The organism is Sphingorhabdus buctiana (assembly GCF_042680825.1).
Lineage (GTDB): Bacteria > Pseudomonadota > Alphaproteobacteria > Sphingomonadales > Sphingomonadaceae > Sphingorhabdus_B > Sphingorhabdus_B buctiana.
Genome location: NZ_JBHUEL010000003.1, coordinates 211,258 through 232,781, shown reverse-complemented (window position 1 = coordinate 232,781; position 21,524 = coordinate 211,258). Strand labels below are relative to the sequence as shown.

The window sequence follows — 21,524 nt, the reverse complement described above, 5'->3', positions numbered from 1 at the left end:
GGGGGAGGGCCAGACATTCAAGGGAAGAGCTGGCCCAGAAAGGCTCTCCCCTAACCCCTCCCGCATCGGGGAGGGGGATTTTTACGCCGCCATTACAAATGGCTCCAGCCCTGCAAGCCGTGTCGCCACCGGTGCGCTTGGCACCTGCCTCGGCGCGCGGTCGGCAACGGCTTTCGCTATGGCAGCGATATGCGCCGGCGTCGTGCCGCAACAGCCCCCGACCACATTGACAAGGCCATCGTCGAGCCACTGCTCGATCAGCTTTGCGGTCTGTTCGGGCAGTTCGTCATATTGGCCAAGTTCGTTGGGCAGGCCAGCATTGGGATAAGCCATCACCAGCGCATCGGCCTGTTTGGCGAGTTCAGACAGATAGGGACGCAACAGGTCCGCGCCGAACGAGCAATTCAAACCGATGGTCAGTGGCTTCACATGGCGGATCGTGTTCCAGAACCCCTCGACCGTATGGCCGGATAGGTTGCGGCCCGCCATATCAGTGATTGTCATCGAAATCATGAGCGGCACATCGCGCCCGGAAGCAGCCGCCGCTTCCTGTGCGGCCATCGCGGCACACTTCGCATTGAGCGTGTCGAAAATCGTTTCGATCAGCAGGAAATCGACCCCGCCTTCGATCAGGGCATCACATTGTTCGCGATAATCGGCTTTCAAAGTGTCGAAATCGACTTCGCGATAACCCGGATCATTGACGTCGGGGGAAAGCGACAGCGTCTTGTTGGTGGGGCCGATCGATCCGGCCACAAAGCGCTTCAGACCATCCTTCGCCTCGGCCTTGTCGACGCAGGCCCGCGCCAGTTTCGCGCTTTCGACATTGATCTGCCGGACCAGATGTTCGCAGCCATAATCGGCCATTGCGACACGGGTGGAGCTGAAGGTGTTGGTCTCGATCATATCCGCGCCAGCCTCCAGATAGGCGTCGTGGATGCCCGCAATGACATCGGGGCGCGTGACCGACAGCAGGTCGTTATTGCCCTTCTGGTCCTTGGCGAGGTCCAGATTGCCGCGATAATCGGCTTCCTCCAGCTTGTGACGCTGGATCGCGGTGCCATATCCGCCATCGAAAACGAGGATGCGTTCGGCGCAGCGGGCGGTGAACAATTCGCGAGCGGAACTCATGCTGCAGCTTCCCTTGCAGTTTCGACCGGGCGTTTGCCGAGCAAGTGGCAGATCGCATAACTCAGCTCTGCCCGGTTCAAGGTGTAGAAATGGAATTGGCGCACCCCACCTGCATAGAGGCGGCGGCACATTTCGGCAGAAATGGTGGCGGCGACGAGCTGCCGCGCCGAAGGGTGATCATCCAGCCCTTCAAACAAATGTGCCATCCAGTCGGGGATCGCCGTCCCGGTCATCTTCGACATGCGCTGGATTGCGGCGAAGTTCGACACCGGCATGATACCGGGCACGATTTCCGGCTCTATCCCGGCAGCGGCCACCGCATCGCGAAAGCGGAAGAAAGTTTCCGGTTCGAAGAAGAATTGCGTGATTGCCCGGCTGGCCCCCGCGTCCAACTTGCGCTTCAGGAAATCGATGTCTGATTGCGCCGATGCGGCTTCGGGATGGGTTTCGGGATAGGCGCTCACCGAAATTTCGAAAGGATGCAGCTTGCGCAATCCTTCGACCAGCTCGGCGGCGCTGGCATAGCCTTGCGGATGCGGTTCGAACTTGCCGCCAGCATTGGGCGGATCGCCGCGCAGCGCGACTATGTGGCGCACACCAGCATTCCAATAGGCGTTGGCCACTTCGGCAATTTCATCGCGTGTGGCATCGACGCAGGTCAGATGCGCCGCAGCCGGGATGCTTGTTTCCTTTGCGATGCGCGCAACGGTGTTGTGCGTGCGCTCACGGGTGGAGCCGCCGGCACCATAAGTAACCGACACGAAACGCGGGGAGAGTGGGGCGAGCGTGACGATCGAATCCCAAAGCTGCTCTTCCATCTTCTCGGTTTTGGGCGGGAAGAATTCAAAGCTGATTTCGGCGTCGCCGGGCAGTCCTGCAAAAAGCGAACTGGCAAGCGCGCGGCGCGATTCGGCCATCTGGTCGAGCGACAATATCATGCAACTATCCTGAGTTTGGGAGATTCTATGGCGCTATTGCCACGCTGGCCGAGCCAGATTTTGACCGCCAGTTTGCCACCGGCAAGCGTCTCGGTGCGTGCGGGCACTAGCCCGGCACCGGCAAAGGCCCGCGCCATGCTTTCATCGGTAAAGCCGAGACGGGCATGGGCATGGACGCTGCGCAACTCTTCCAGATCGTGCGACGCAAAATCGACTACCATCAACCGGCCTTCCGGCGCCAGCACACGGGCAGCCTCTGATATCGCGCGTTCGGGGTGTTGCGCATAATGGAGCACCTGGTGGAACAAGATTGTGTCAAAGCTGCCATCGGCGAAAGGCAGGCCGTTAAAGTCACCCAGCACGATTTCGGTATGCGATTGGACCGCGGCAGCATCGGGCAGGCCGGCCAGCTTGGCGCGCGCAAGCCGCAACATCTCGACACTGTTGTCGAGGGCAACGAAACGCACCGCATCGCGCGCGAACAATTCGATCATGCGGCCTGTGCCGGTGCCAATGTCGAGCACCCGGCCCATGGGTGCTTCGCCGAGAATATCGCGCATTGCGGTTTCAACCTCGGCTTCGGCGATGTGCAGTGAACGGATTTGGTCCCATTCGGCCGCATGGGAATCGAAATAAGCCGCAGCCATTTCGGTTCGCGCCGAACGGACTTCTTCCAGCCGGGCAAGATCGCGCAGCACCGGCTTGGAATCTTCGGTCCCCGGCAGGCTGAACAAGGGTTCGATGGCCGGATGGTGTAACATCGGGCCGGGGCGCAGGAAAACCCACGCACCCTCACGGCGACGCTCGGCAATGCCTGCTTCGTCCAAAATCTTGATATGGCGCGAAACCCGGGGTTGGCTTTGCCCCAAAATTTGCACGACTTCGCTGACCGATAGCTCCAATTGGCGTATCAACAGCGTGATTCGCATCCGCGTCGGATCGGCTAGTGCGCGCATTATGTTGAGCAAAGGCGTCATTTCGAATTCATATAAAGAAATCTTTATATGCTGTCAATCGGCGCATTTGTGACAGATTTTTGAACTGTCTGTCGTCAAATCAGGTCAAACAAGCCCACTCTACGCATTTTGTAGAAAAAACCCGATTGCGTTGGTTGTTTGAAGCGGCTAGTGCAACCCCCGCAAGTCAAGCTATGCATAACGCATGCTGCTTGTCAGGTTTTCTGAAGTTCTTGTTAGGGGGATTTCCCAAATGAAAAAGATTGCTGTTTCTCTCGTTCTCGCTTCGGCAATGGCTCTCGCTGCTTGCTCGGGCGCTGAAGAAGCTACCACCGAAGAAGCTGCTGCTGGTGCAGAAGAAGCTGCTGACGCAGCTGCTGAAGGCGCTGAAGCCGCTGCTGCTGGTGCAGAAGCTGCTGCTACCGACGCTGCTGCTGCTGGTGCAGAAGCTGCTGAAGCCGGTAAGGACGCTGCTGCCGCTGCTGGCGACGCTGCTGCCAAGGCTGGTGAAGCTGCTGCCGCTGCTGGCGACGCTGCAAAAGAAGCTACCAAGTAATAGCTTCTTAGCTTCTAGCTAAGTTCGAAAAGGGCTGTCCTGCTTAGCAGGGCAGCCTTTTTCTTTGCGCTCGCTGCGTGTCGAATGTAGCAATTGCGCATGCGTAGCTGTGTGCTCCTGTTTGTCCTGCTTGCTGCCTGCGGTCCGGCGCCGACCGATCCGGGGCCGGGGGGTGTAACCGTCGAGGATGCCAAAGCGCTCGACAAGGCGGCTGAACGCCTCGAAGCCGAGCAAGCTGATCCGCCGACGCTTTCCGATCAGGTCAAAAAATAAGCACTCAGCGGTGGTGCGTTGCCACCGCGCGCGACACCGCCTGCATCATCGCCATGCGTGCCGGAATGGGTGACGTGGTACTCGCGATCATCACCACGACCGCGTAACGCGTGCCGTCGGGTGCGGTCATGATTCCGATATCATTATATCCGGTCGAAAGCGGATCGAGTTCCTGGCCAGTTCCGGTCTTGTGCCCGAACCGCCAACCGGCTGGTACGCCTGCCTTCAATCGGTTGGGGCCACTCTTGGTGCGCTCCATCATGCCCAACAGCAATCGGGTTGAGGCGGGGGATAGCAATTCGCCCTTGGCGAGCCGGGCGAGTGCGTTCGCTATGGCTTCGGGTGCTGCTCCATCAACCGGATCGGCGAGATAGGCCTCGAGCGCGGCTTGCCGGCGTTCGCGGGGCAGGGCGGAGCGCGCGGTGTAAAAACGCCGCCCGATCGAATATTCCTGTTGCCAGCTCAACCCTGCAATCTGGCTTTGCATCAACCGCTCACCCGGACCGAAGCGGATTTTGCCCAATTTCTTGCGTTCGATGAAATTCCGCACCGCTTCCGGCCCGCCCGCTGTACGAAGCAGGCTGTCATTGGCGGTATTGTCGCTTGCGGTGATTGCCTGTTCCATCAGGCTCTGGATGGTTTCCTCAACCGCCCCGTTGGCAACCACCCGTTCACGGATAGGTTGGTGGAACACCGCAAGGTCAGACATTGTGATCTTAACCTTTTGGTCGAGCCGCAACCGACCACTGTCCACCTGGTCGAGGATGGTCATGGCGACCCACATCTTGGAAACGCTCTGTTGCGGGAAAAATTCTCCGAAACGTTTGCCGGTGATCCAGTCGCCGTCGATCCTCTGGACTGCAATGCCGGTTCTGCCGGGGAACTGCCGCCATGCAAGGTCAATATCGGCCATTAACTGTTCCGGGACTGCGGCGCGGACAACCTTGGGCGGCTCGGCTTTGCGTTGCACCGGCGGGGGTGCCGGCTGGGTGACAACAACGCCGGGCTTTGCGCGGGTTTGGGGCATCGGCTTTGCTGGCGCAGAAACGCAGCCATGCAGCGCGACCAAGGGCAACAGCATCAATCCCAGTCTGGCTAAGGTATGCACTCCATATCCCCGTTAAAATTTACAAATTGCAATTAGCGACCAACAGGGCCAGCGAAAAGCACGAAGGCGCCGCTTTGCGGCCAGTTGAGTCGGCTGTGCCGACAAAGCGTGTGCCTATAGGTCGTAAGTTATAGCCCCGGATATTACTTGACCTGAACGGGTTGGCGTTGTTGTCCTCACTTTGGTGGTTTTTCAAATCAGGAGCGTGTGCGAATGTCCGACGAAGGCCTTTTCATTGGTTCGACTGTCGATGGTTTGCGGCAAGCCATCAACTGGAAAAGGGCCAACCGGCATGGCCTGATCGCTGGCGCAACTGGTACAGGCAAGACGATCACCCTGCAGGTCATGGCTGAGGGATTTTCGCGGGCTGGGGTTCCGGTTTTCGTCTCCGATGTAAAGGGCGACCTAGCCGGCATGGCGATGGCGGGCGCAGCCACACAGAAGAACCACGAGGTTTTTGCCAACCGCGCTAAGGAAATAGGCGATAGCGAATGGGTCTATGCCGACAATCCTGTGCAGTTCTGGGACCTGTTCGGCGAAAGCGGGCATCCGGTGCGCACCACGGTTTCGGAAATGGGGCCGCTGATGCTTTCGCGCCTGATGGACCTCAACGAAGTGCAGGAAGGCGTGCTGACCATCGCATTCCATGTCGCGGACAAGGAAGGGCTGCTGCTGCTCGATCTTGATGACCTGCAGGCGATGCTCGTCGACATCGCAGATCGCGCCGAGGAAATGACCACGACTTACGGCAATGTGTCGAAGCAGAGCGTCGGCTCGATCCAGCGCTCGCTGCTGCAACTGCGCTCGCAGGGAGGGGATCGCTTTTTTGGCGAACCTGCGCTCGACCTCGATGATTTCATCGCCTGCGACGATAAGGGGCGCGGGATCATCAACATCCTCGCCGCCGACAAGTTGATGCAAAGCCCGAAGCTCTATTCGACCTTCCTGCTATGGCTGCTTTCGGAACTGTTCGAATCGCTGCCCGAAATCGGCGACCCCGAAAAGCCGAAGCTGGTATTCTTCTTCGATGAAGCCCACCTGCTCTTTTCCGATGCGCCCAAGGCGCTGGTAGAAAAGATCGAACAGGTGGTTCGCCTCATCCGGTCCAAGGGCGTCGGCGTCTATTTCATTACCCAGAACCCGATCGATATTCCCGATACCGTGGCTGGGCAGCTCAACAATCGGGTGCAGCACAAGCTGAACGCCTTCACCCCGCGCGACCAGGCGGCGGTCAAATCGGCAGCCGAAACCTTTCGAGCCAATCCGAAGATCGATGTCGCCACTGCAATTACCGAACTGAAAGTTGGCGAAGCGCTGGTTTCCGTCTTGCAGGCCGATGGTGCACCAACGCCCGTGGAGCGCACGCTGATCAAACCGCCTGCATCGCGCACCGGCCCGTTGACCCCGCAAGAACGCGGCGTGATGGTCGCGACTGATGCGATTGGCGATAAATATGACCAGTTGATCGATCGCGAATCAGCCGAAGAGATTTTGGTTGCAAAATCAGCGCAGGCCGCTGCCGCCGCGGAAGCTGCCGAGGCCGCTGAGGAACAGGCGAAACTCGACGCGATTGCTGCGAAAGAGCGCGCAAAGGCCGATGCTGTCGCAGCCAGGGAAGCAGCTCGCGAAGCTGCGCGGCAGGCTCGCGAGGCTGCAAAGCCCAGCATGGCAGAGAAAATGGTGCAATCCGCGGCCCGTTCGGCAGCCACCTCTGTCGGTCGGCAAATCGCCGGCAGCCTCGGAAAATCCCTGGTTCGCGGGATACTGGGCAGCCTGTTCAAATGATTTCGGAATGAATGTGCGGCCGTGTCTTGCGACGCGGCCGCACGGCGATTCGTCGAATGCAGATGGGTCGTTGCTGTGGGTTTTCGACGAACCTCCAACTCCTCTTGCTAGTAACCATATCTATCCTGCGCCTGCTTTCATTGTAAGAATGCGACGCTTCACCTTTCGATGCGTAATGATCGGCGCGCAGCGTGCCATGATGTGCGAAAAATTCGTTGTTCGGGCATTGCAATCCGCAGTTTAATCGCGCAATTAAACATCCGAGAGAGGAATCACGGATGACCAAGCCTTCTGCCAGCGAACTTGCCGATTTCGAGGCGCAGTGCGACGCATGGTTTCGCGAGAATACCGTTGCCGATCCGGGATTCATGCTGCCACTGACCTTCATGGAGGTTTCGACTGACCAACAGTTCGATTTCCTGCAGAAATGGCAGAACCAGGTATATGAGGCCGGTTATATCGGCATGAGCTGGCCTGCCGAATATGGCGGCCGCGGCATGCATCCGGAATTTCAGCGGATCGCGACACGCATCATGAAGAAATATGATGCGCCGATCATGCTCAACGCAATCGGCAATGGCTGGGCCGGGCCGCTCATCCTCGACATTGGTACCGAGGAGCAGAAGAAGCGTTACATCAAGCCAATGCTCGCGGCAGAGGAAATCTGGTGCCAAGGCTTTTCGGAGCCTGAAAACGGATCAGACCTCGGCAATGCCCAAACCCGTGCCGTGCGGGATGGCGATGAATATGTCGTCAACGGCTCCAAGATCTGGACCTCGCTGGGTGATCGCGCGCACATGATGATCCTGCTTGCGCGCACCAACCCCGATGCGCCCAACAAATATGCGGGACTCAGCTTCTTTTTGTCGCCGATGCGCATTCCGGGAATCGAAACCCGCCGCATCAAGAAACTGACCGGCGAATATGGCTTTGTGCAGACCTTTTTCGACAATGCCCGTATCCCCGCCAAGGATATCATGGGTGAAGAGGGCCAGGGTTGGATCGTGGCGATGAAGACGCTCGAATATGAGCGTGGGGCCAAGGTCAATCTGGCCGGCGGGTCCTTTTCCAAGGAAATGGATGTCATGGAAATCCTCGATCTGGCGCGCACCGCGCAGCGGGGTGGCAAGCCTTTGCTCGACGATCCGGTGATGCGCGACAAGCTGGTCGAATTCCTGATCGATGCGCAGGCGCTCAATCTCAACAACACCCGCCGCCGGATGGCGCCGCTCAACCAGGATCGCCCAATGGGGCTGTCGCTGATGAATAAGCTGGCGCGGACCGAGCTGGTGCGCGAACTGACGCAATTCGCCCTGCAGTTCCAGGGAACCAAGGCCGGCTATTATGTCGGCGATGAAAATGCCGTCGACGGTGGCTTCTGGCACCGCAGCTATCTTAACAGCTTCTCCGCCACGATCGGTGGCGGCACCAGCGAAATCCAACGCAACATCATTGGCGAGCATGTGCTCGGCCTGCCCAAAACCAAGTAAAGAGAGGAATTTCCATGAGCGATGCATTGGTCGAAGCCCGCGATGGCATTTTGATCATCACGATCAACCGTCCCGACGCAAAGAATGCGATGAACAAGCAGGCGTCTGAACTGATCGCTGCCGCGCTTGATCGGCTTGATGCCGACAATGATTTGCGCGTGGGTATCGTAACCGGTGCAGGTGGAACCTTCTGTTCTGGCATGGATCTCAAGGGCTTCCTCCGCGGTGAGACCCCGTTTGTGGCGGGTCGCGGCTTTGGCGGTATAACCCAGAAATCGCCGGCCAAACCGTTGATTGCGGCGGTCGATGGTTATGCGCTGGCAGGCGGCCTTGAAGTTGCCATTGCCTGCGACATGATCGTTGCCAATGAAAACGCCAAATTCGGTATCCCCGAAGTGAAGCGCGGTCTTGCCGCTGCGGCGGGCGGCCTGATGCGCCTGCCCAAGAAGATCCCGCCGCACATTGCGATGGAACTGGCGCTGACTGGCGATTTCGTCGATGCGAAGCGGGCTTATGAACTCGGCCTTGTCAACCGCCTGACCTCTGGCCCGGCGCTCGACGCAGCCATCGAGCTTGCGCGTACAATTGCCGACAATGGCCCGCTTGCTGTCAAGAAATCGAAGCAGGTGATCGTCGAATCGGGCGAATGGAGCGAAGCCGAAATGTGGCAGAAGCAGACCGAAACGCTCGGCAACCTGTTTGCCACCAATGACGCCCGCGAAGGTGCGGCTGCCTTTGCCGAAAAGCGCAAGCCCAACTGGACGGGCACCTGATATCGGCCCAATCTGAATATCCACCGTAGCCCAGAGCTTGTCGAAGTGCGTTTGGAGGCGAGCCCGGCTTCGACAGGCTCAGCCCTACGGTAATGAGAAAATGGAGAGAGTGATGCACCCCAAGATTCATGCCGCAGCCAATCCCAGCAAACCTGCTGTCATCATGGCCGGTTCCGGGCAAGTGGTGACCTATGCCGAGCTTGACGCCAATTCGAACCGCGTGGCGCAATTGTTCCGCTCGCTTGGTCTTGGCCATGGTGACACGATCGCAATGTGCATGGAAAACCGGGCAGAGTTTTTCGATCTGGCTTGGGGAGCGCAGCGTGCGGGCCTGGTCTTTGTCGCGATCAGCAACCGCCTGACTGCCCCGGAAATCGACTATATCCTTCAAGACAGCGGTTCGCAGGCATTGTTCACCTCCAACTATCTGGGTGATACACTCGACCAGATCGAAACGCCGGTGAAGCGTTATATTGTTGGTGGCGAGCGGGCAGGCTGGACCCCGCTCGAGGGTGAACTAGCCAAAATGCCCGCCGATCCTGTTGCCGACGAGCGCGCTGGCACCGACATGCTTTACAGTTCAGGCACAACCGGACGTCCCAAGGGTGTGCGCCTACCGCTGCCTGAGGATACCGATGTTGCGGCAGTTAATCCGCTCGCGATGATTGCGGCTGGTGCCTTCGGATTTACCGGGGACAGCATCTATCTTTCCCCTGCGCCGCTTTACCACGCCGCGCCGCTGCGTTGGTGCATGGCGGTGCATCGCCTTGGCGGCACCGTAGTGGTGATGGAGAAATATGATCCTGAGGAAGCCCTCGCTGCGATCCAGAAATACAAGATTACCGATAGCCAGTGGGTGCCGACCCATTTTGTCCGCATGCTCAAGCTGCCCGAAGAGGTGCGCGCGAAATATGACGTCTCTTCTCTGAAATGCGCCGTCCATGCCGCCGCTCCGTGCCCGGTGCCGGTCAAGGAAGCGATGATTGCATGGTGGGGGCCGGTGCTGCGCGAATATTATGCGGGCACCGAAGGCAATGGCTTCACCTTCATCAACAGCGAGGATTGGCTGACCCACAAGGGGTCAGTCGGCAAGGCGCTCAATGCCATCATCCACATTTGCGGCGAAGATGGCGAGGAAGTACCCGTCGGCGAGGAAGGCGTTGTCTATTTCGAAAGCGTATCGCAGTTCAGCTATCACAACGATCCGGTGAAAACTGCCGAAAGCCGTCACCCCAAGCATCCCAACTGGTCGATGCTCGGCGATGTCGGCAAGGTCGATGAAGAGGGATTCCTCTACCTCACCGATCGCAAGAGCTTCATGATCATTTCAGGCGGGGTGAACATCTATCCGCAGGAAATCGAAAACCTGCTGGTCCACCACCCCAAAGTCGCCGACGCCGCTGTCATTGGCGCGCCCGACGACGACATGGGCGAGCGTGTGGTCGCGATCGTCCAGCCGCTCAACTGGAGCGAGGCAGGCGATGCGCTGGCCGATGAACTCAAGGCCTATCTGCGCCCCAGCCTTTCGGGCGTGAAGATGCCGCGCCAGATTGATTTCCGTGAAGAACTGCCCCGCCACCCGACTGGCAAGCTCTACAAGCGCCTGCTGCGCGACGAATATTGGGGTAATAAGGATAGCCGGATCGTCTGAGATCTGGCGGAGGAGAGGAAAGCATGAACGCACCGGTTGCAACGCCAGAAACCGCGATCGCGGTTATCGATCCCAAATCCTATGCGGCATGGGATCCGCTGCTTGACCTTTTCGATAAGATCCGCGCGGAAACGCCGGTGCTGCGCATCGAAAGCCCGACCGACGATCACGCGCCGTTCTGGCTGATCACCCGCCACGAAGATGTGATGCGGATCAGCAAGGACAATGCGACCTTCCTCAATTCACCGCGCCCGACGGTGCTGACCAACCGCGCTGGCGAGGCATTGGCACGCGAAATCACCGGTGGTTCACCCAACCTCGTCCAGTCATTGGTCGCGCTTGATGCACCCAAACATCCCAAGCTGCGGCGGCTGACGCAGGAATGGTTCATGCCCAAGAACCTGAAGCTGATCGAGGCCGATATCCGCGATCTCGCCAAGCGCACGGTCGACCGCTTGATTGCCGCAGGACCAGAGGCGGATTTCGTGCCGTTGGTGTCGGCGCCTTATCCGCTGCATGTCGTGATGCAGATTTTGGGCGTGCCCGAAGAAGACGAGCCGCGCATGCTGTTCCTGACGCAGCAGATGTTCGGCGGGCAGGATGAGGACCTCAACAAGACTGGCATGGCCAACCTGTCGCCCGAGCAGATTTCGCAAATCGTGCTTGGCGCGGTCAAGGATTTCACCGAATATTTCGAAAAACTGGCCGAAGATCGCCGCCAGAATCCGGGCAAGGATGTTGCGACAATCCTCGCTACCGGCACTATCGATGGCCAACCGCTCGATCCGCTCGACCTTGCCGGTTATTACATTATCGTTGCCGCCGCCGGCCATGACACAACCTCGGCAAGCACGGCGGGCGCGATGCTGGCGCTGGCCAAGGATCCGGAGCAATTTGCCAAAGTGAAGGCCGACCGCAGCCTGGTTCCAGGCATCGTCGAAGAGGCAATCCGATGGACCACGCCGGTGCAGCACTTCATGCGCATGGCGAATGAGGATGTCGAAATTTCCGGCGTAAAGATCGCCAAGGGCGATTGGCTGATGATCAACTATGTCGCTGCCAACCATGATCCGGCGCAATTTGACCAACCGCGCAAATTCGATGCGACGCGTGACCAGAACCGGCACATCGCCTTCGGTGCAGGCGCGCACCAGTGCCTCGGGTTGCACCTAGCCCGGTTGGAAATGCGGATACTGTTTGAGGAAATTCTCGACCGGCTCGATTCGATCGAACTGGCCGGTGAACCCAAAAGGGCGAACTCGACTTTCGTCGGCGGGCTCAAGACCCTGCCGGTGCGTTTCCGCGCCAGCTAGGCCCCGGCCCGCCGCAAAAGTTTAGCGGCAGCGATAGCGGTTGCGGTCGATTTCGCGGCCAAGGATCGCGCCGCCGGCAGCACCCAATATGGTGCCCAATGCACGGTCGCCACGTGTGTCGATGGCGCGGCCAATCAATGCACCGCCGGCTGCACCGATGATCAATCCGGTGGTACCGTCGCTGCGGCGGCAGTAATAGCGACCATCATCGCCTCGCCATACGCGGGTGTCGCGGTATATGGGCTGAGCATCGCGATGCTTTTTCTTGTAATAGCCGTGCGCCGGGGCATGGCGCGGCGGGTCTGCAAGCGCCACGCCGGGCAAGGCGAGGGCAAAAGCAGCAGTGGTTGCGATCAGTTTCTTCATGATCTTCTCCTTATTGGCTGCGGCCCATTGCAACGATTTTACATGAACAAAAACTAGACGGCGGCCCGTTTGTTCGTCGAACGGTTTAGTGCGAGCGTCGAAGCGTTGCCGGTTCGGTGCTTGCCATAAAGGTCGCACGGTCCTAGCTTCATTCCATGGCTAATATCATCGCATTCCTGTTGGGCCTCATCGCTCTGGTGCTCGCAATCCCTGCATTCTTTCCGCTTTTGGGCTGGCTCAACTGGGTGATTATCGTGATTGCCGGCGTCGGCGTGGCTTTCGGTTTCGCCTCGGAAAAGAACAGTGGCCGTAATTTCTGCCTCGTCGTCGTTGCGATTTGCGCAATAAGGCTGTGGTTGGGCGGCGGAATAATCTAAACGCACCACCAACATGAACAGTGCCGATCACCAACAGCCGCAGGGCGGCGGGCTGCCTTATGCCTTTTCGGCCTACCTGATCTGGGGATTCCTCCCCGTTTATTTCAAGCTGCTAAAACATGTACCGGCGATCGACATATTGGCGTTTCGCATCGTCTGGTCGGTGCCGGTGGTGTTCATCATCCTCTATTTCCGGGGGCAGTGGGTCGAATTCACCGCCGCCATTTCCAATCCCAAGGCGCGGCGGGCGATGATGTTGTCAGCGGTGCTGATTGCAATCAACTGGCTGGTCTATGTCTGGGCCATCACCACCGAACGGGTGCTGGCGACCAGCATCGGCTATTATCTGAATCCACTCGTCAACGTCTTGCTGGGCCGCCTGTTCCTGGGCGAACGGTTGACGAAATTGCAGGGGTGGGCGGTTGCGATTGCGGCATTGGCTGTCGCCATCCTGCTTAGCGGGTCGCTGGAGACGGTGTGGATCAGCCTTACCTTGGCTTTCAGTTTCGGAACCTATGGTCTCGTCCGCAAAACTGCCCCAACCGGCTCGGTTCCTGGCCTTGCAGTGGAACTTTGCCTGCTTGGCCCGATAGCGCTGGCGGTGTGCATATGGAGCGTGATGCAAGCCGGCGGGTTCAGGGATTTGGGTACAGAGGCGCTGCTTGCCGCAGGCGGTGCCATCACCGTCATCCCGCTGCTGCTGTTTGCAACCGCCGCGCGCAAGATGAGCTATACCGCGCTGGGCTTTGTCCAGTATCTCGCGCCGACGATCGTCTTCCTGCTGGGCGCGTTCGTCTATAATGAACCGCTCGATGCCACCAAGCTGGCCTGCTTTGCCCTGATTTGGACCGCAATCGCGCTGTTCAGCCTTGATGCGCTGCGTCGGATGCGATCAGCCGGCTGAAAACTTCCAGCCAATGGTTTCGCCCGCATGGAAAGGTGAAACCGGGGTGCCATTTGCATCCACCGACAGCGGCACTTCGACCGGCGCCTTGGTGAGGGTGATCTGATCCTCGTTCAGCGGCAGGCGGTAAAAGCGTGGGCCGAATTCGGAAGCGAAGCCCTCAAGCTTGTCGAGCGCGCCTTCCTCTTCAAACACCAGCGCATAGCTCTCGATCGCAAAGGGAGCGTTGAAAATGCCCGCGCAGCCGCAGGCCGATTCCTTGGCTGATACGGCGTGCGGTGCGCTGTCGGTACCGAGGAAGAATTTGGGATTGCCGGAAACTGCAGCCTTGCGCAGCGCTAGGCGATGCTTTTCGCGCTTGGCCACCGGCAGGCAATAGGCATGCGGACGGATGCCGCCGGCGAACATCGCGTTGCGGTTGATATGCAAATGCTGCGGCGTGATGGTGGCACCAATATTGGGCCCCGATGCAACCACGAAATCGACTGCCTCTGCGGTGGTGATATGTTCAAAAACAATCCGCAATTCAGGGAAATCACGCACCACCTTGTTCAAGGTACGCTCGATGAACACCGCCTCCCGGTCGAAAATGTCGACATCATGGTCGGTCACCTCGCCATGGATCAGCAAGGGCATATCGATGGCCTGCATCCGCTCGAGGACGCCATAGATGTTGGCGATATTGGTGACCCCATGGGCGCTATTGGTGGTGGCGTGGGCGGGATATAATTTTGCCGCAGTGAAAATGCCGTCGGTGAAGCCCGCAGCGAGGTCATCCGCATCGGTGCCGTTCGTCAGATAGGCGGTCATCAACGGTGTGAAATCCATGCCCGCTGGCAGCGCTGCCATAATGCGGTCGCGATAGGCGGCGCCATCGGCGGCACGAATTACCGGCGGTGAAAGGTTCGGCATCACGATGGCGCGGGCGAACTGGCGTGCGGTGTAAGGGACCACACCTTTCAGAATATCGCCGTCGCGCAGGTGGACATGCCAGTCGTCGGGGCGGCGGATGGTAAGCGTGTTAGCAGTCATGGCTTCCCTTTAGTCGCCCGGCTGCCTATTTGTCACCCATGTCTGCACCCCGCTTGTTCGATCGCGCGATTATCCGGCTCTCCCCGCTAGAGGAGGGGGAAGATGCGCGCGCCTTCTTGCAGGGATTGGTGACCAACGACACCCAAGCCGAATTGCCGCTGTGGATGGGGTTGTTGACCCCGCAAGGCAAAGTATTGTTCGACTTTATCCTTTGGGCAGAAGATCAGGATGTGCTGATCGATTGCGAGGCGGCGCAAGCCGAGGCTTTGGCCAAACGGCTTTCGATCTACCGTCTGCGGCGCAAGATTGCGATTTCGGTTGAACCCGGACTGGGCGTGTTCTGGGCGGCGGCGGCACCAGACCGCAAGGCCGACCCTCGGCTTCCCGAATTGGGTGTCCGCTGGATAGGCCCAGTGTCGGAGGATGATGCCGATATTTGCGCCCTTTATCGGGCACATCGCCTGTCGCTAGGGGTGCCGGAAGGCGTTGCCGAACTGGGCAACGATGCAACCTTGTGGCTGGAGGCGAATGCGGCGGAACTTGGCGGCGTCTCCTTCACCAAGGGCTGCTATGTCGGGCAGGAAAACACCGCTCGCATGAACTGGCGGCAAAAGGTCAACCGCCGGTTGGTGGTGGTGCCAATTGCAGAAGCCGATCCGGCGCGAACACGGGTCAGCTATCCCGAGTTCGGTTTGGCGGTTGAGTTGCGCCGCGTCGAAAACATGGCGGGTTTGGCTCTGCCAGCCTGGCAGGCCGAAGCGATCGCCTGATTGACAAGGCTTCGCACCTATCCCAATCGGGTGGGACCCAGCTGAAAGGATAAACAATGGCAGCGGCCCTGTTCCTGTTTGCGGCGCTCGCCATGGCAGAGCCAGCGACCCCCGCAACACCCGCCGAAACCGATGCCGCTCTTTTCGATGCGGCGGTCGGTTGCGCTGCCTATCATGTCTATTCCGCTTCAACGGCCACTCCTGGAACCGAGCCTGCCAAGCAGAGCGAAGACAAGGCCATCATGTTCCTGCTCGCCAGCTATGCCAAAATGCCGCAGGACAAGCCGGAGGAGGCCGAGGCGAAGATTGAAGAGTCAGTGAAAGGCCTGTTTGAAGATGCGGAAACGGTCGAGCCCGAAAAGCATAAGAGTGAAATCGAGCAGTTGAAGCAGGTTTGCATCGCTTTTGAGCCTGCCGCGATAAAGATCGTGGAAGATGCCGGATATACAGATCAGAAATGAGGATGAAGCCGGTTCAGCCGCTGCTCATCGATAAGGGATAAACCGTCACCATGATCTTGATGCCCTTCCTGTTTCTCCTGCAAGGTTCCGACGCGGAAACCTATGACACGCTGCTGCGCTGTGCCGCATTCCACGCGATTGAGGCTGAACGGTTGGTGCGCGATGAAGGTGCGGCGGCCGGGGACGCGCAGAAAGCGACTGCGAACGATTTCACTCAAACCGCTCGCGCCATGCTGTCCGAAGACAATGACGCCAATGCGGTCGAAACCGATCTTGCCCAGCGCAAGGCCGAATATCTCGACACGCTAGCCAAAGGCGAAGTCAACGAGGTCGCGGCGCAATGGACCGCGCTCGAACTTGCCTGCAAGGAGCTTTACCCGATGCTGAGCCGCATCAATGCGGATAGCATTTCGGGCGAAAGCCGCTGATCAAACGTCGAGATTGGCGACGTTCAGCGCATTTTCCTGGATGAAATCGCGCCGTGGTTCGACCACGTCGCCCATCAGCTTTTCGAAAATCTCGCCTTCTTCCTGGCTGTCTTCGATCGTCACTTTCAGGAGCGAACGTGCGGTTGGATCGAGCGTGGTTTCCCAGAGCTGTTCGGCGTTCATCTCGCCCAACCCCTTGTAGCGCGAAATCGAGAGGCCCTTGCGGCCGGCAGCCAACACTGCATCAAGCAGTTCCGACGGGCGAGTGATCGTCTTGTCGGTCGCCGCCTTGCGTGATGCAGGGCTTTGAACGGCTTCGCTGTCGATGGGCTCACCATCGGCATCGGTTTCGATCGCTGCCGCGCCGGATTTGATAAGTCGTGCTGGCGAAAGATAGCTCTCAGCCTCTTCCTGCGCCAAGCGATGCAGCTTGCGCGCTTCGGCGCTGATCAGGAAACTGCGTTCGATGATGTGGTGATCGGAAACGCCGCGCCAGCGCTTTTCGAAATGATAACCACCCTCTTCGGAAACCCGGCCGGTCCACACACTTTCAGCGTCCTGCGCGTCCATCCATGCGGCTGCCTTGGCGACGGCAGCTTCGCGTTCTGCGCCTTCGAGTTCAGGTTCAAGCGCGCCGTTCAGCGCCAGCCCCTCAATGATAGTGGGGTCGTAACGCCGCGGAACATAGGCCATCAGGCTGCGCATGCGCCGGGCATGATCGACCAGGTTGGTCAGATCATTGCCGCTACGCTGTCCTTGCGCGCTGTCGAGCACCATTCCGACAATTCCGGCATCGACGAGATAGTTATCGAGCGCGGTATCATCCTTCAGGTAAATCTCGCTGCGTCCCTTCGCCACTTTGTAGAGCGGTGGCTGGGCGATGTAGAGATGGCCGGCCTCGATGATTGGCTTCATCTGGCGATAGAAGAATGTGAGCAAAAGCGTGCGGATATGGCTGCCGTCGACATCGGCGTCGGTCATGATGACGATCTTGTGATAGCGCAGCTTTTCCAGGTTGAAATCGTCGCGGATGCCGGTGCCCATCGCCTGAATGAGGGTGCCGACTTCCTTCGATGAAATCACCCGGTCGAACCGGGCGCGTTCGACGTTCAGGATCTTGCCCTTGAGGGGCAGGATCGCCTGATAATGCCGGTCGCGGCCTTGTTTGGCCGAGCCACCTGCCGAATCACCCTCGACCAGGAACAGTTCGGATTTTGCGGGGTCTCGTTCCTGGCAATCGGCGAGCTTGCCGGGGAGCGAGGCGATATCCATCGCGCCCTTGCGCCGCGTGAGTTCGCGCGCCTTGCGTGCTGCTTCACGCGCCGCGGCGGCATCGACAATCTTCTGGATCAGCGCCTTGGCGTGGGCCGGATTTTCCTCCAGCCATTCGGCCATCTTGTCTGCCATCAGGCTTTCAAGCGGCTGGCGTACTTCAGAGGAAACCAGCTTGTCCTTGGTCTGCGAACTGAACTTGGGATCGGGCAATTTGACCGAAACGATCGCTGTCAGGCCTTCGCGCATATCCTCACCAGTCAGGCTGACCTTTTCCTTTTTGAGGATGCCCGATTTCTCGCCATAATTGTTGATGGTACGGGTCAGCGCCGCACGGAAAGCGGCCAAGTGGGTGCCGCCATCGCGTTGCGGGATGTTGTTGGTGAAGCAGAGGACATTTTCGTAATAGCTGTCATTCCATTCGAGCGCGACATCGATGCCGATGCCGTCACGTTCGGACGAGATGGCAATCGGATCAGGAATGATCGCCGCCTTGTTGCGATCGAGCCATTTGACGAAGGCCGCGATGCCGCCCTCGTAATAAAGATCATGCTCGAGCACATCGGCGTGGCGCTTGTCGCGCAGCAGGATACGCACGCCCGAATTGAGGAAGGCAAGCTCGCGATAACGATGCTCGAGCTTGTCGAAATCGAACTCGGTGACATTCTTGAAGGTGTCGGTCGAGGCGAGGAAAGTGACCCGCGTGCCCTTTTTGGGCTTGCCATCAACGATGGGTGCATCGCCCGTCACCTTCAGCGGCGCAACGGCATCGCCATGCTCGAAGCGCATCCAATGTTCTTTGCCCTCGCGCCAGATGGTCAGCTCCAGATATTCGCTGAGCGCGTTGACCACCGAAACGCCCACGCCGTGGAGGCCGCCTGATACCTTGTAGGCATTGTCGTCAGAGGTGTTTTCGAACTTACCGCCCGCATGCAGCTGGGTCATGATCACTTCGGCAGCCGACACGCCCTCTTCCTTGTGCATGTCGGTGGGAATGCCACGGCCATTATCCTCGACCGAAACCGAGCCATCGGGATTGAGTTCGATCAGCACCAGATCGCAATGCCCGGCCAGCGCTTCGTCGATCGCATTGTCCGATACTTCGAACACCATATGATGCAGGCCCGAGCCATCATCGGTATCACCAATATACATGCCCGGCCGCTTGCGCACGGCATCGAGACCCTTCAGCACCTTGATGCTGTCGGCGCCATATTCGTTCTTGTTCGGATTGGCAGCGCTATCGCCGCTGGACGTATTTTCACTCATGCGCGGACCATAGGGGATTGGTCACAGAAACCCAAGGAAAAGCCGTTCTTTTCCACAAGGATTTAGGCTTTCCTTTTTGCGATTCGTCGGCTTAAGCAGTCGATTAAACAAGGAGAGAGACGCGATGACATTCGACCCGATGGCCGAGCTGGAAAAACCCTTTGGCGATTACACAGGTTTGATCGCTGCGTGGGGCCGCGAAAGGCCGGATCGGGTGGCGCTGGATGATGGGACGGAAAGCCTGACTTGGTCACAGGTTGCTGCATTGGTCGAGCGGATTGCCGCGCAAATGCAGCGCGATGGGCTACAGAAAGGGCAGGCGGTCGCCATACTTGGCACCAGCACGGTGCGCTATGCGCTCGCCTATCTCGGCGCGATCCGCGCGGGTGGCTGCGCCGCGCCGCTGACCACTTCGGCGACGCCGCAGCAGTTGGAGGCGATGCTCAAGGATTCGGGTGCGATGCACCTGTTCATCGATGCGCCCAAGCTTGCCGATCTTGCCGGGCGCGATCTGCCGTCGGTGAAGACGATCATGCTCGATGCGCCGTTGGGTGACAAACCAGATATTTTCGGATGGATGGCCGAAGAAGGCGCAGAGGCAGCGCCGCACGGATGCGGCCCCAAGGATCCTTTCAACATCATTTATTCCAGCGGCACGACCGGAACGCCGAAGGGCATCATCCATTCGCGCCAGATGCGCTGGCTGCATGCAACAGTCGGCACCAATACCGGCTATGGCGCGCCAGAGGCAGCTTCGCTGGCATCAACCCCCCTTTACTCGAACACCACCCTCGCGCTCGTCATTCCCACATTGGCCTATGGCGGCACGCTGCACATGATGCCCAAATTCGATGTGGTCGGCTATTTGGAGCGCGCGCAGAAACATCGCATCACGCATACGATGCTGGTTCCTGTCCAGTACAAGCGCCTGATGGAATATGAGAAGTTCGACGATTATGACCTGTCGAGCTATCGCCTCAAATATTGCACCAGCGCCCCCTTCGCCGCGGCGTTAAAGGCCGATGTGCTCAAGCGCTGGCCGGGTGGACTGGTCGAAATCTATTCGATGACCGAAGGTGGCGTGGTCTGCCTGTTGCAGGCGCACGAGCATCCGGACAAGTTGCACACCGTGGGCATTCCCTGGAAGGGCAGCGAGGTTTTCACCATCGACGAAGCAGGAAACCGCCTCCCCGCGGGTGAGATTGGCGAACTGGTGGGGCGTTCGGCCACGATGATGTCCGGATACCAGAACCAGCCTGAAAAGACGCGCGAAGGCTATTGGATCGATCCCGAAGATGGCAGCATCTGGCAACGCATGGGCGATATCGGCCGGGTCGATGCCGACGGCTTTGTCGAGCTGCTGGGCCGGTCAAAGGACATGATCATTTCGGGCGGGTTCAACATCTATCCGGTCGACCTCGAAGGCGTGCTGCTTGGCCTGCCCGGTGTCGAGGAAGCGGCTGTCATCGGCGTACCCAGCGATCGCTGGGGTGAAACACCGGTCGGCTTTGTCACCGGGGGCAAGGGGGTCAAGCTCGATACCGATGCGATTCTTGCGGCCGCGAACGCGCAATTGGGCAAGACGCAGCGCCTTTCCGCGCTATACCAGATCGATGAAATGCCGCGCAGCCATATCGGCAAACTGCTGAAGACCGAGCTGCGGGAAATTGCAGACAGGATGGTTGCCGCATGATGCAGGAACATTGGGGCACCGAGCTCAAAACCGTGATTTCGGTGCTTCAGACGGCGCTTACCCCTGCATTCCTACTAGTCGCAGTTGGAAGCCTGCTCAATGTCCTCACAGGGCGCTTGTCGCGGATTGTCGACCGCTCGCGCCACCTCGAAGACCGTTATCCAACCACGCAAGGTGAGGATCTTGTGCGACTCGTCTTGGAACTGCGTATCCTTCAGCGCCGGATGATCATCGTCGGGCGCTCGATACTCCTCTCGGTGCTCGCCGCGGTTGCCGTGTGCATGATGATCGGCCTGCTGTTCCTGATGGGTTTGACGGATTTCTCGATGGCGTGGATGATTGTCGCGGTGTTCATGGTTGCGCTCGTCCTGCTTGCTGGTGCTTTGGGGGCGTTCGTGCGTGAAATCTCGCTCGCAACCCATGCGATCAAGGTGCGATCGGAGTATCTCGAACTGCCTTCAAGCGAAGACAAGGGCTGAAATAGTTCAGCTGCGGTTGATGCGCGCTACCACTTCGTCGCGCACCGTCGGCGTGACGAATTTTGAGATATCGCCGCCATAGACCGCGATTTCCTTCACAAGCCGGCTCGCTATCGGCTGAAGCGAGACATCGGCCATCAGGAAGACGGTTTCGACGCGATCGTTCAACTGCCGGTTCATACCTGTCAGCTGATACTCATATTCGAAATCGGTCACACCGCGAATGCCGCGGATGACCATGGCAGCGCCCTGGCTTTCAGCGAAATCCACAAGAAGCGAGTTGAACCCGACGACGCGAGCATTGCCAATGCCCATAGCCTTAACCTCGCGCTCGACGATCGCAATGCGTTCGTCATCGGCAAACATGGGGGATTTGGCGATGTTGGTGGTAACCCCGATGATGAGTTCATCGACCAGTTTTGCGCCGCGCGCGATGATATCCAAATGGCCGAGCGTGATCGGATCGAATGTTCCCGGATAGACGCCGATGCGTTTCATG

General features: G+C 58.8%; 22 protein-coding genes. 14 read left to right on the top strand and 8 right to left on the bottom strand.

The window, feature by feature from the left end:
- Window positions 1-81 precede the first annotated feature (81 nt).
- The 3 genes from ACFSAG_RS04210 to ACFSAG_RS04200 are packed head-to-tail and all read right to left on the bottom strand — an operon-like array spanning window position 82 to window position 3,046.
- Window positions 82-1,131, bottom strand: a complete 1,050-nt coding sequence (locus tag ACFSAG_RS04210; RefSeq protein WP_381511655.1) for a homocysteine S-methyltransferase family protein — start codon at window positions 1,129-1,131, stop codon at window positions 82-84.
- On the bottom strand, window positions 1,128-2,069 hold the full coding sequence (metF, locus tag ACFSAG_RS04205; RefSeq protein WP_381511652.1) for a methylenetetrahydrofolate reductase: 942 nt from the start codon (window positions 2,067-2,069) through the stop codon (window positions 1,128-1,130). Before metF ends, ACFSAG_RS04210 begins: the two co-directional genes overlap by 4 nt.
- Window positions 2,066-3,046 (bottom strand): ArsR/SmtB family transcription factor, encoded by a 981-nt coding sequence (locus ACFSAG_RS04200; RefSeq protein ID WP_381511650.1) that lies wholly within the window; start codon window positions 3,044-3,046, stop codon window positions 2,066-2,068. Before ACFSAG_RS04200 ends, metF begins: the two co-directional genes overlap by 4 nt.
- Window positions 3,047-3,288: 242 nt before the next feature.
- On the opposite strand from ACFSAG_RS04200, the gene ACFSAG_RS04195 reads away from it, so the two are divergent.
- A complete protein-coding gene (locus ACFSAG_RS04195) occupies window positions 3,289-3,603 on the top strand; it encodes a hypothetical protein (RefSeq protein WP_381511648.1) in 315 nt (104 codons plus the stop codon).
- Between the two features lie 77 nt (window positions 3,604-3,680).
- Complete coding sequence (locus ACFSAG_RS04190; protein ID WP_381511646.1) at window positions 3,681-3,854, top strand: hypothetical protein; 174 nt, start codon at window positions 3,681-3,683, stop codon at window positions 3,852-3,854.
- 4 nt (window positions 3,855-3,858) lie between these two features.
- Here the strand turns inward: ACFSAG_RS04190 and ACFSAG_RS04185 are convergent, their stop codons facing one another.
- Window positions 3,859-4,962: a serine hydrolase gene (locus ACFSAG_RS04185; protein WP_381511644.1), complete on the bottom strand. Its 1,104-nt coding sequence runs from the start codon at window positions 4,960-4,962 to the stop codon at window positions 3,859-3,861.
- A 213-nt stretch (window positions 4,963-5,175) separates the two neighbouring features.
- Here ACFSAG_RS04185 and ACFSAG_RS04180 point away from each other — a divergent pair, with 213 nt between their 5' ends.
- The 5 genes from ACFSAG_RS04180 (at window position 5,176) to ACFSAG_RS04160 (ending at window position 11,974) form a co-directional block, all read left to right on the top strand.
- Window positions 5,176-6,747 carry a helicase HerA-like domain-containing protein gene (locus ACFSAG_RS04180; protein WP_381511642.1) on the top strand — a complete coding sequence of 524 codons (1,572 nt, stop codon included), beginning with the start codon at window positions 5,176-5,178 and terminating at the stop codon, window positions 6,745-6,747.
- A 278-nt stretch (window positions 6,748-7,025) separates the two neighbouring features.
- Entirely contained in the window at window positions 7,026-8,237 is a 1,212-nt protein-coding gene (locus ACFSAG_RS04175; RefSeq protein WP_381511640.1) for an acyl-CoA dehydrogenase family protein, read from the top strand.
- Between the two features lie 14 nt (window positions 8,238-8,251).
- On the top strand, window positions 8,252-9,010 hold the full coding sequence (locus ACFSAG_RS04170; protein WP_381511638.1) for a crotonase/enoyl-CoA hydratase family protein: 759 nt from the start codon (window positions 8,252-8,254) through the stop codon (window positions 9,008-9,010).
- Between the two features lie 112 nt (window positions 9,011-9,122).
- Window positions 9,123-10,661 (top strand): acyl-CoA synthetase, encoded by a 1,539-nt coding sequence (locus tag ACFSAG_RS04165; protein WP_381511636.1) that lies wholly within the window; start codon window positions 9,123-9,125, stop codon window positions 10,659-10,661.
- 23 nt (window positions 10,662-10,684) lie between these two features.
- Window positions 10,685-11,974: a cytochrome P450 gene (locus tag ACFSAG_RS04160; RefSeq protein ID WP_381511634.1), complete on the top strand. Its 1,290-nt coding sequence runs from the start codon at window positions 10,685-10,687 to the stop codon at window positions 11,972-11,974.
- A 21-nt stretch (window positions 11,975-11,995) separates the two neighbouring features.
- On the opposite strand, the gene ACFSAG_RS04155 is transcribed toward ACFSAG_RS04160, so the two are convergent.
- Window positions 11,996-12,340, bottom strand: coding sequence for a glycine zipper 2TM domain-containing protein (locus ACFSAG_RS04155; protein ID WP_374612265.1), 345 nt, complete (start codon window positions 12,338-12,340; stop codon window positions 11,996-11,998).
- Between the two features lie 155 nt (window positions 12,341-12,495).
- On the opposite strand from ACFSAG_RS04155, the gene ACFSAG_RS04150 reads away from it, so the two are divergent.
- Entirely contained in the window at window positions 12,496-12,717 is a 222-nt protein-coding gene (locus tag ACFSAG_RS04150; protein ID WP_374612267.1) for a hypothetical protein, read from the top strand.
- Between the two features lie 13 nt (window positions 12,718-12,730).
- A complete protein-coding gene (gene rarD / locus ACFSAG_RS04145; RefSeq protein WP_381511631.1) occupies window positions 12,731-13,621 on the top strand; it encodes an EamA family transporter RarD in 891 nt (296 codons plus the stop codon).
- Here the strand turns inward: rarD and pyrC are convergent.
- A complete protein-coding gene (gene pyrC / locus ACFSAG_RS04140; RefSeq protein WP_381511629.1) occupies window positions 13,610-14,653 on the bottom strand; it encodes a dihydroorotase in 1,044 nt (347 codons plus the stop codon). The genes rarD and pyrC overlap by 12 nt on opposite strands.
- Before the next feature lie 38 nt (window positions 14,654-14,691).
- Here pyrC and ygfZ point away from each other — a divergent pair, with 38 nt between their 5' ends.
- The 3 genes from ygfZ to ACFSAG_RS04125 are packed head-to-tail and all read left to right on the top strand — an operon-like array spanning window position 14,692 to window position 16,312.
- A complete protein-coding gene (gene ygfZ, locus ACFSAG_RS04135) occupies window positions 14,692-15,423 on the top strand; it encodes a CAF17-like 4Fe-4S cluster assembly/insertion protein YgfZ (protein WP_381511627.1) in 732 nt (243 codons plus the stop codon).
- Between the two features lie 56 nt (window positions 15,424-15,479).
- Entirely contained in the window at window positions 15,480-15,884 is a 405-nt protein-coding gene (locus tag ACFSAG_RS04130; RefSeq protein ID WP_381511625.1) for a hypothetical protein, read from the top strand.
- Between the two features lie 50 nt (window positions 15,885-15,934).
- The gene (locus tag ACFSAG_RS04125) at window positions 15,935-16,312 is read left to right on the top strand and encodes a hypothetical protein (protein WP_381511622.1); all 378 of its coding nucleotides are present in this window, start codon (window positions 15,935-15,937) and stop codon (window positions 16,310-16,312) included.
- Here the strand turns inward: ACFSAG_RS04125 and gyrB are convergent, their stop codons facing one another.
- A complete protein-coding gene (gene gyrB / locus ACFSAG_RS04120; RefSeq protein ID WP_381511621.1) occupies window positions 16,313-18,853 on the bottom strand; it encodes a DNA topoisomerase (ATP-hydrolyzing) subunit B in 2,541 nt (846 codons plus the stop codon). It abuts the gene before it with no gap.
- A gap of 124 nt (window positions 18,854-18,977) precedes the next feature.
- On the opposite strand from gyrB, the gene ACFSAG_RS04115 reads away from it, so the two are divergent.
- Both ACFSAG_RS04115 and ACFSAG_RS04110 read left to right on the top strand, forming a co-directional pair.
- Window positions 18,978-20,546: a class I adenylate-forming enzyme family protein gene (locus ACFSAG_RS04115; RefSeq protein WP_381511619.1), complete on the top strand. Its 1,569-nt coding sequence runs from the start codon at window positions 18,978-18,980 to the stop codon at window positions 20,544-20,546.
- On the top strand, window positions 20,543-21,025 hold the full coding sequence (locus ACFSAG_RS04110) for a DUF2721 domain-containing protein (protein ID WP_374612282.1): 483 nt from the start codon (window positions 20,543-20,545) through the stop codon (window positions 21,023-21,025). The genes ACFSAG_RS04115 and ACFSAG_RS04110 overlap by 4 nt, the downstream gene beginning before the upstream one ends.
- A 6-nt stretch (window positions 21,026-21,031) precedes the next feature.
- Here ACFSAG_RS04110 and coaD read toward each other — a convergent pair whose 3' ends face one another.
- The gene (gene coaD, locus ACFSAG_RS04105) at window positions 21,032-21,523 is read right to left on the bottom strand and encodes a pantetheine-phosphate adenylyltransferase (RefSeq protein ID WP_374612284.1); all 492 of its coding nucleotides are present in this window, start codon (window positions 21,521-21,523) and stop codon (window positions 21,032-21,034) included.
- Window position 21,524: the final 1 nt, after the last annotated feature.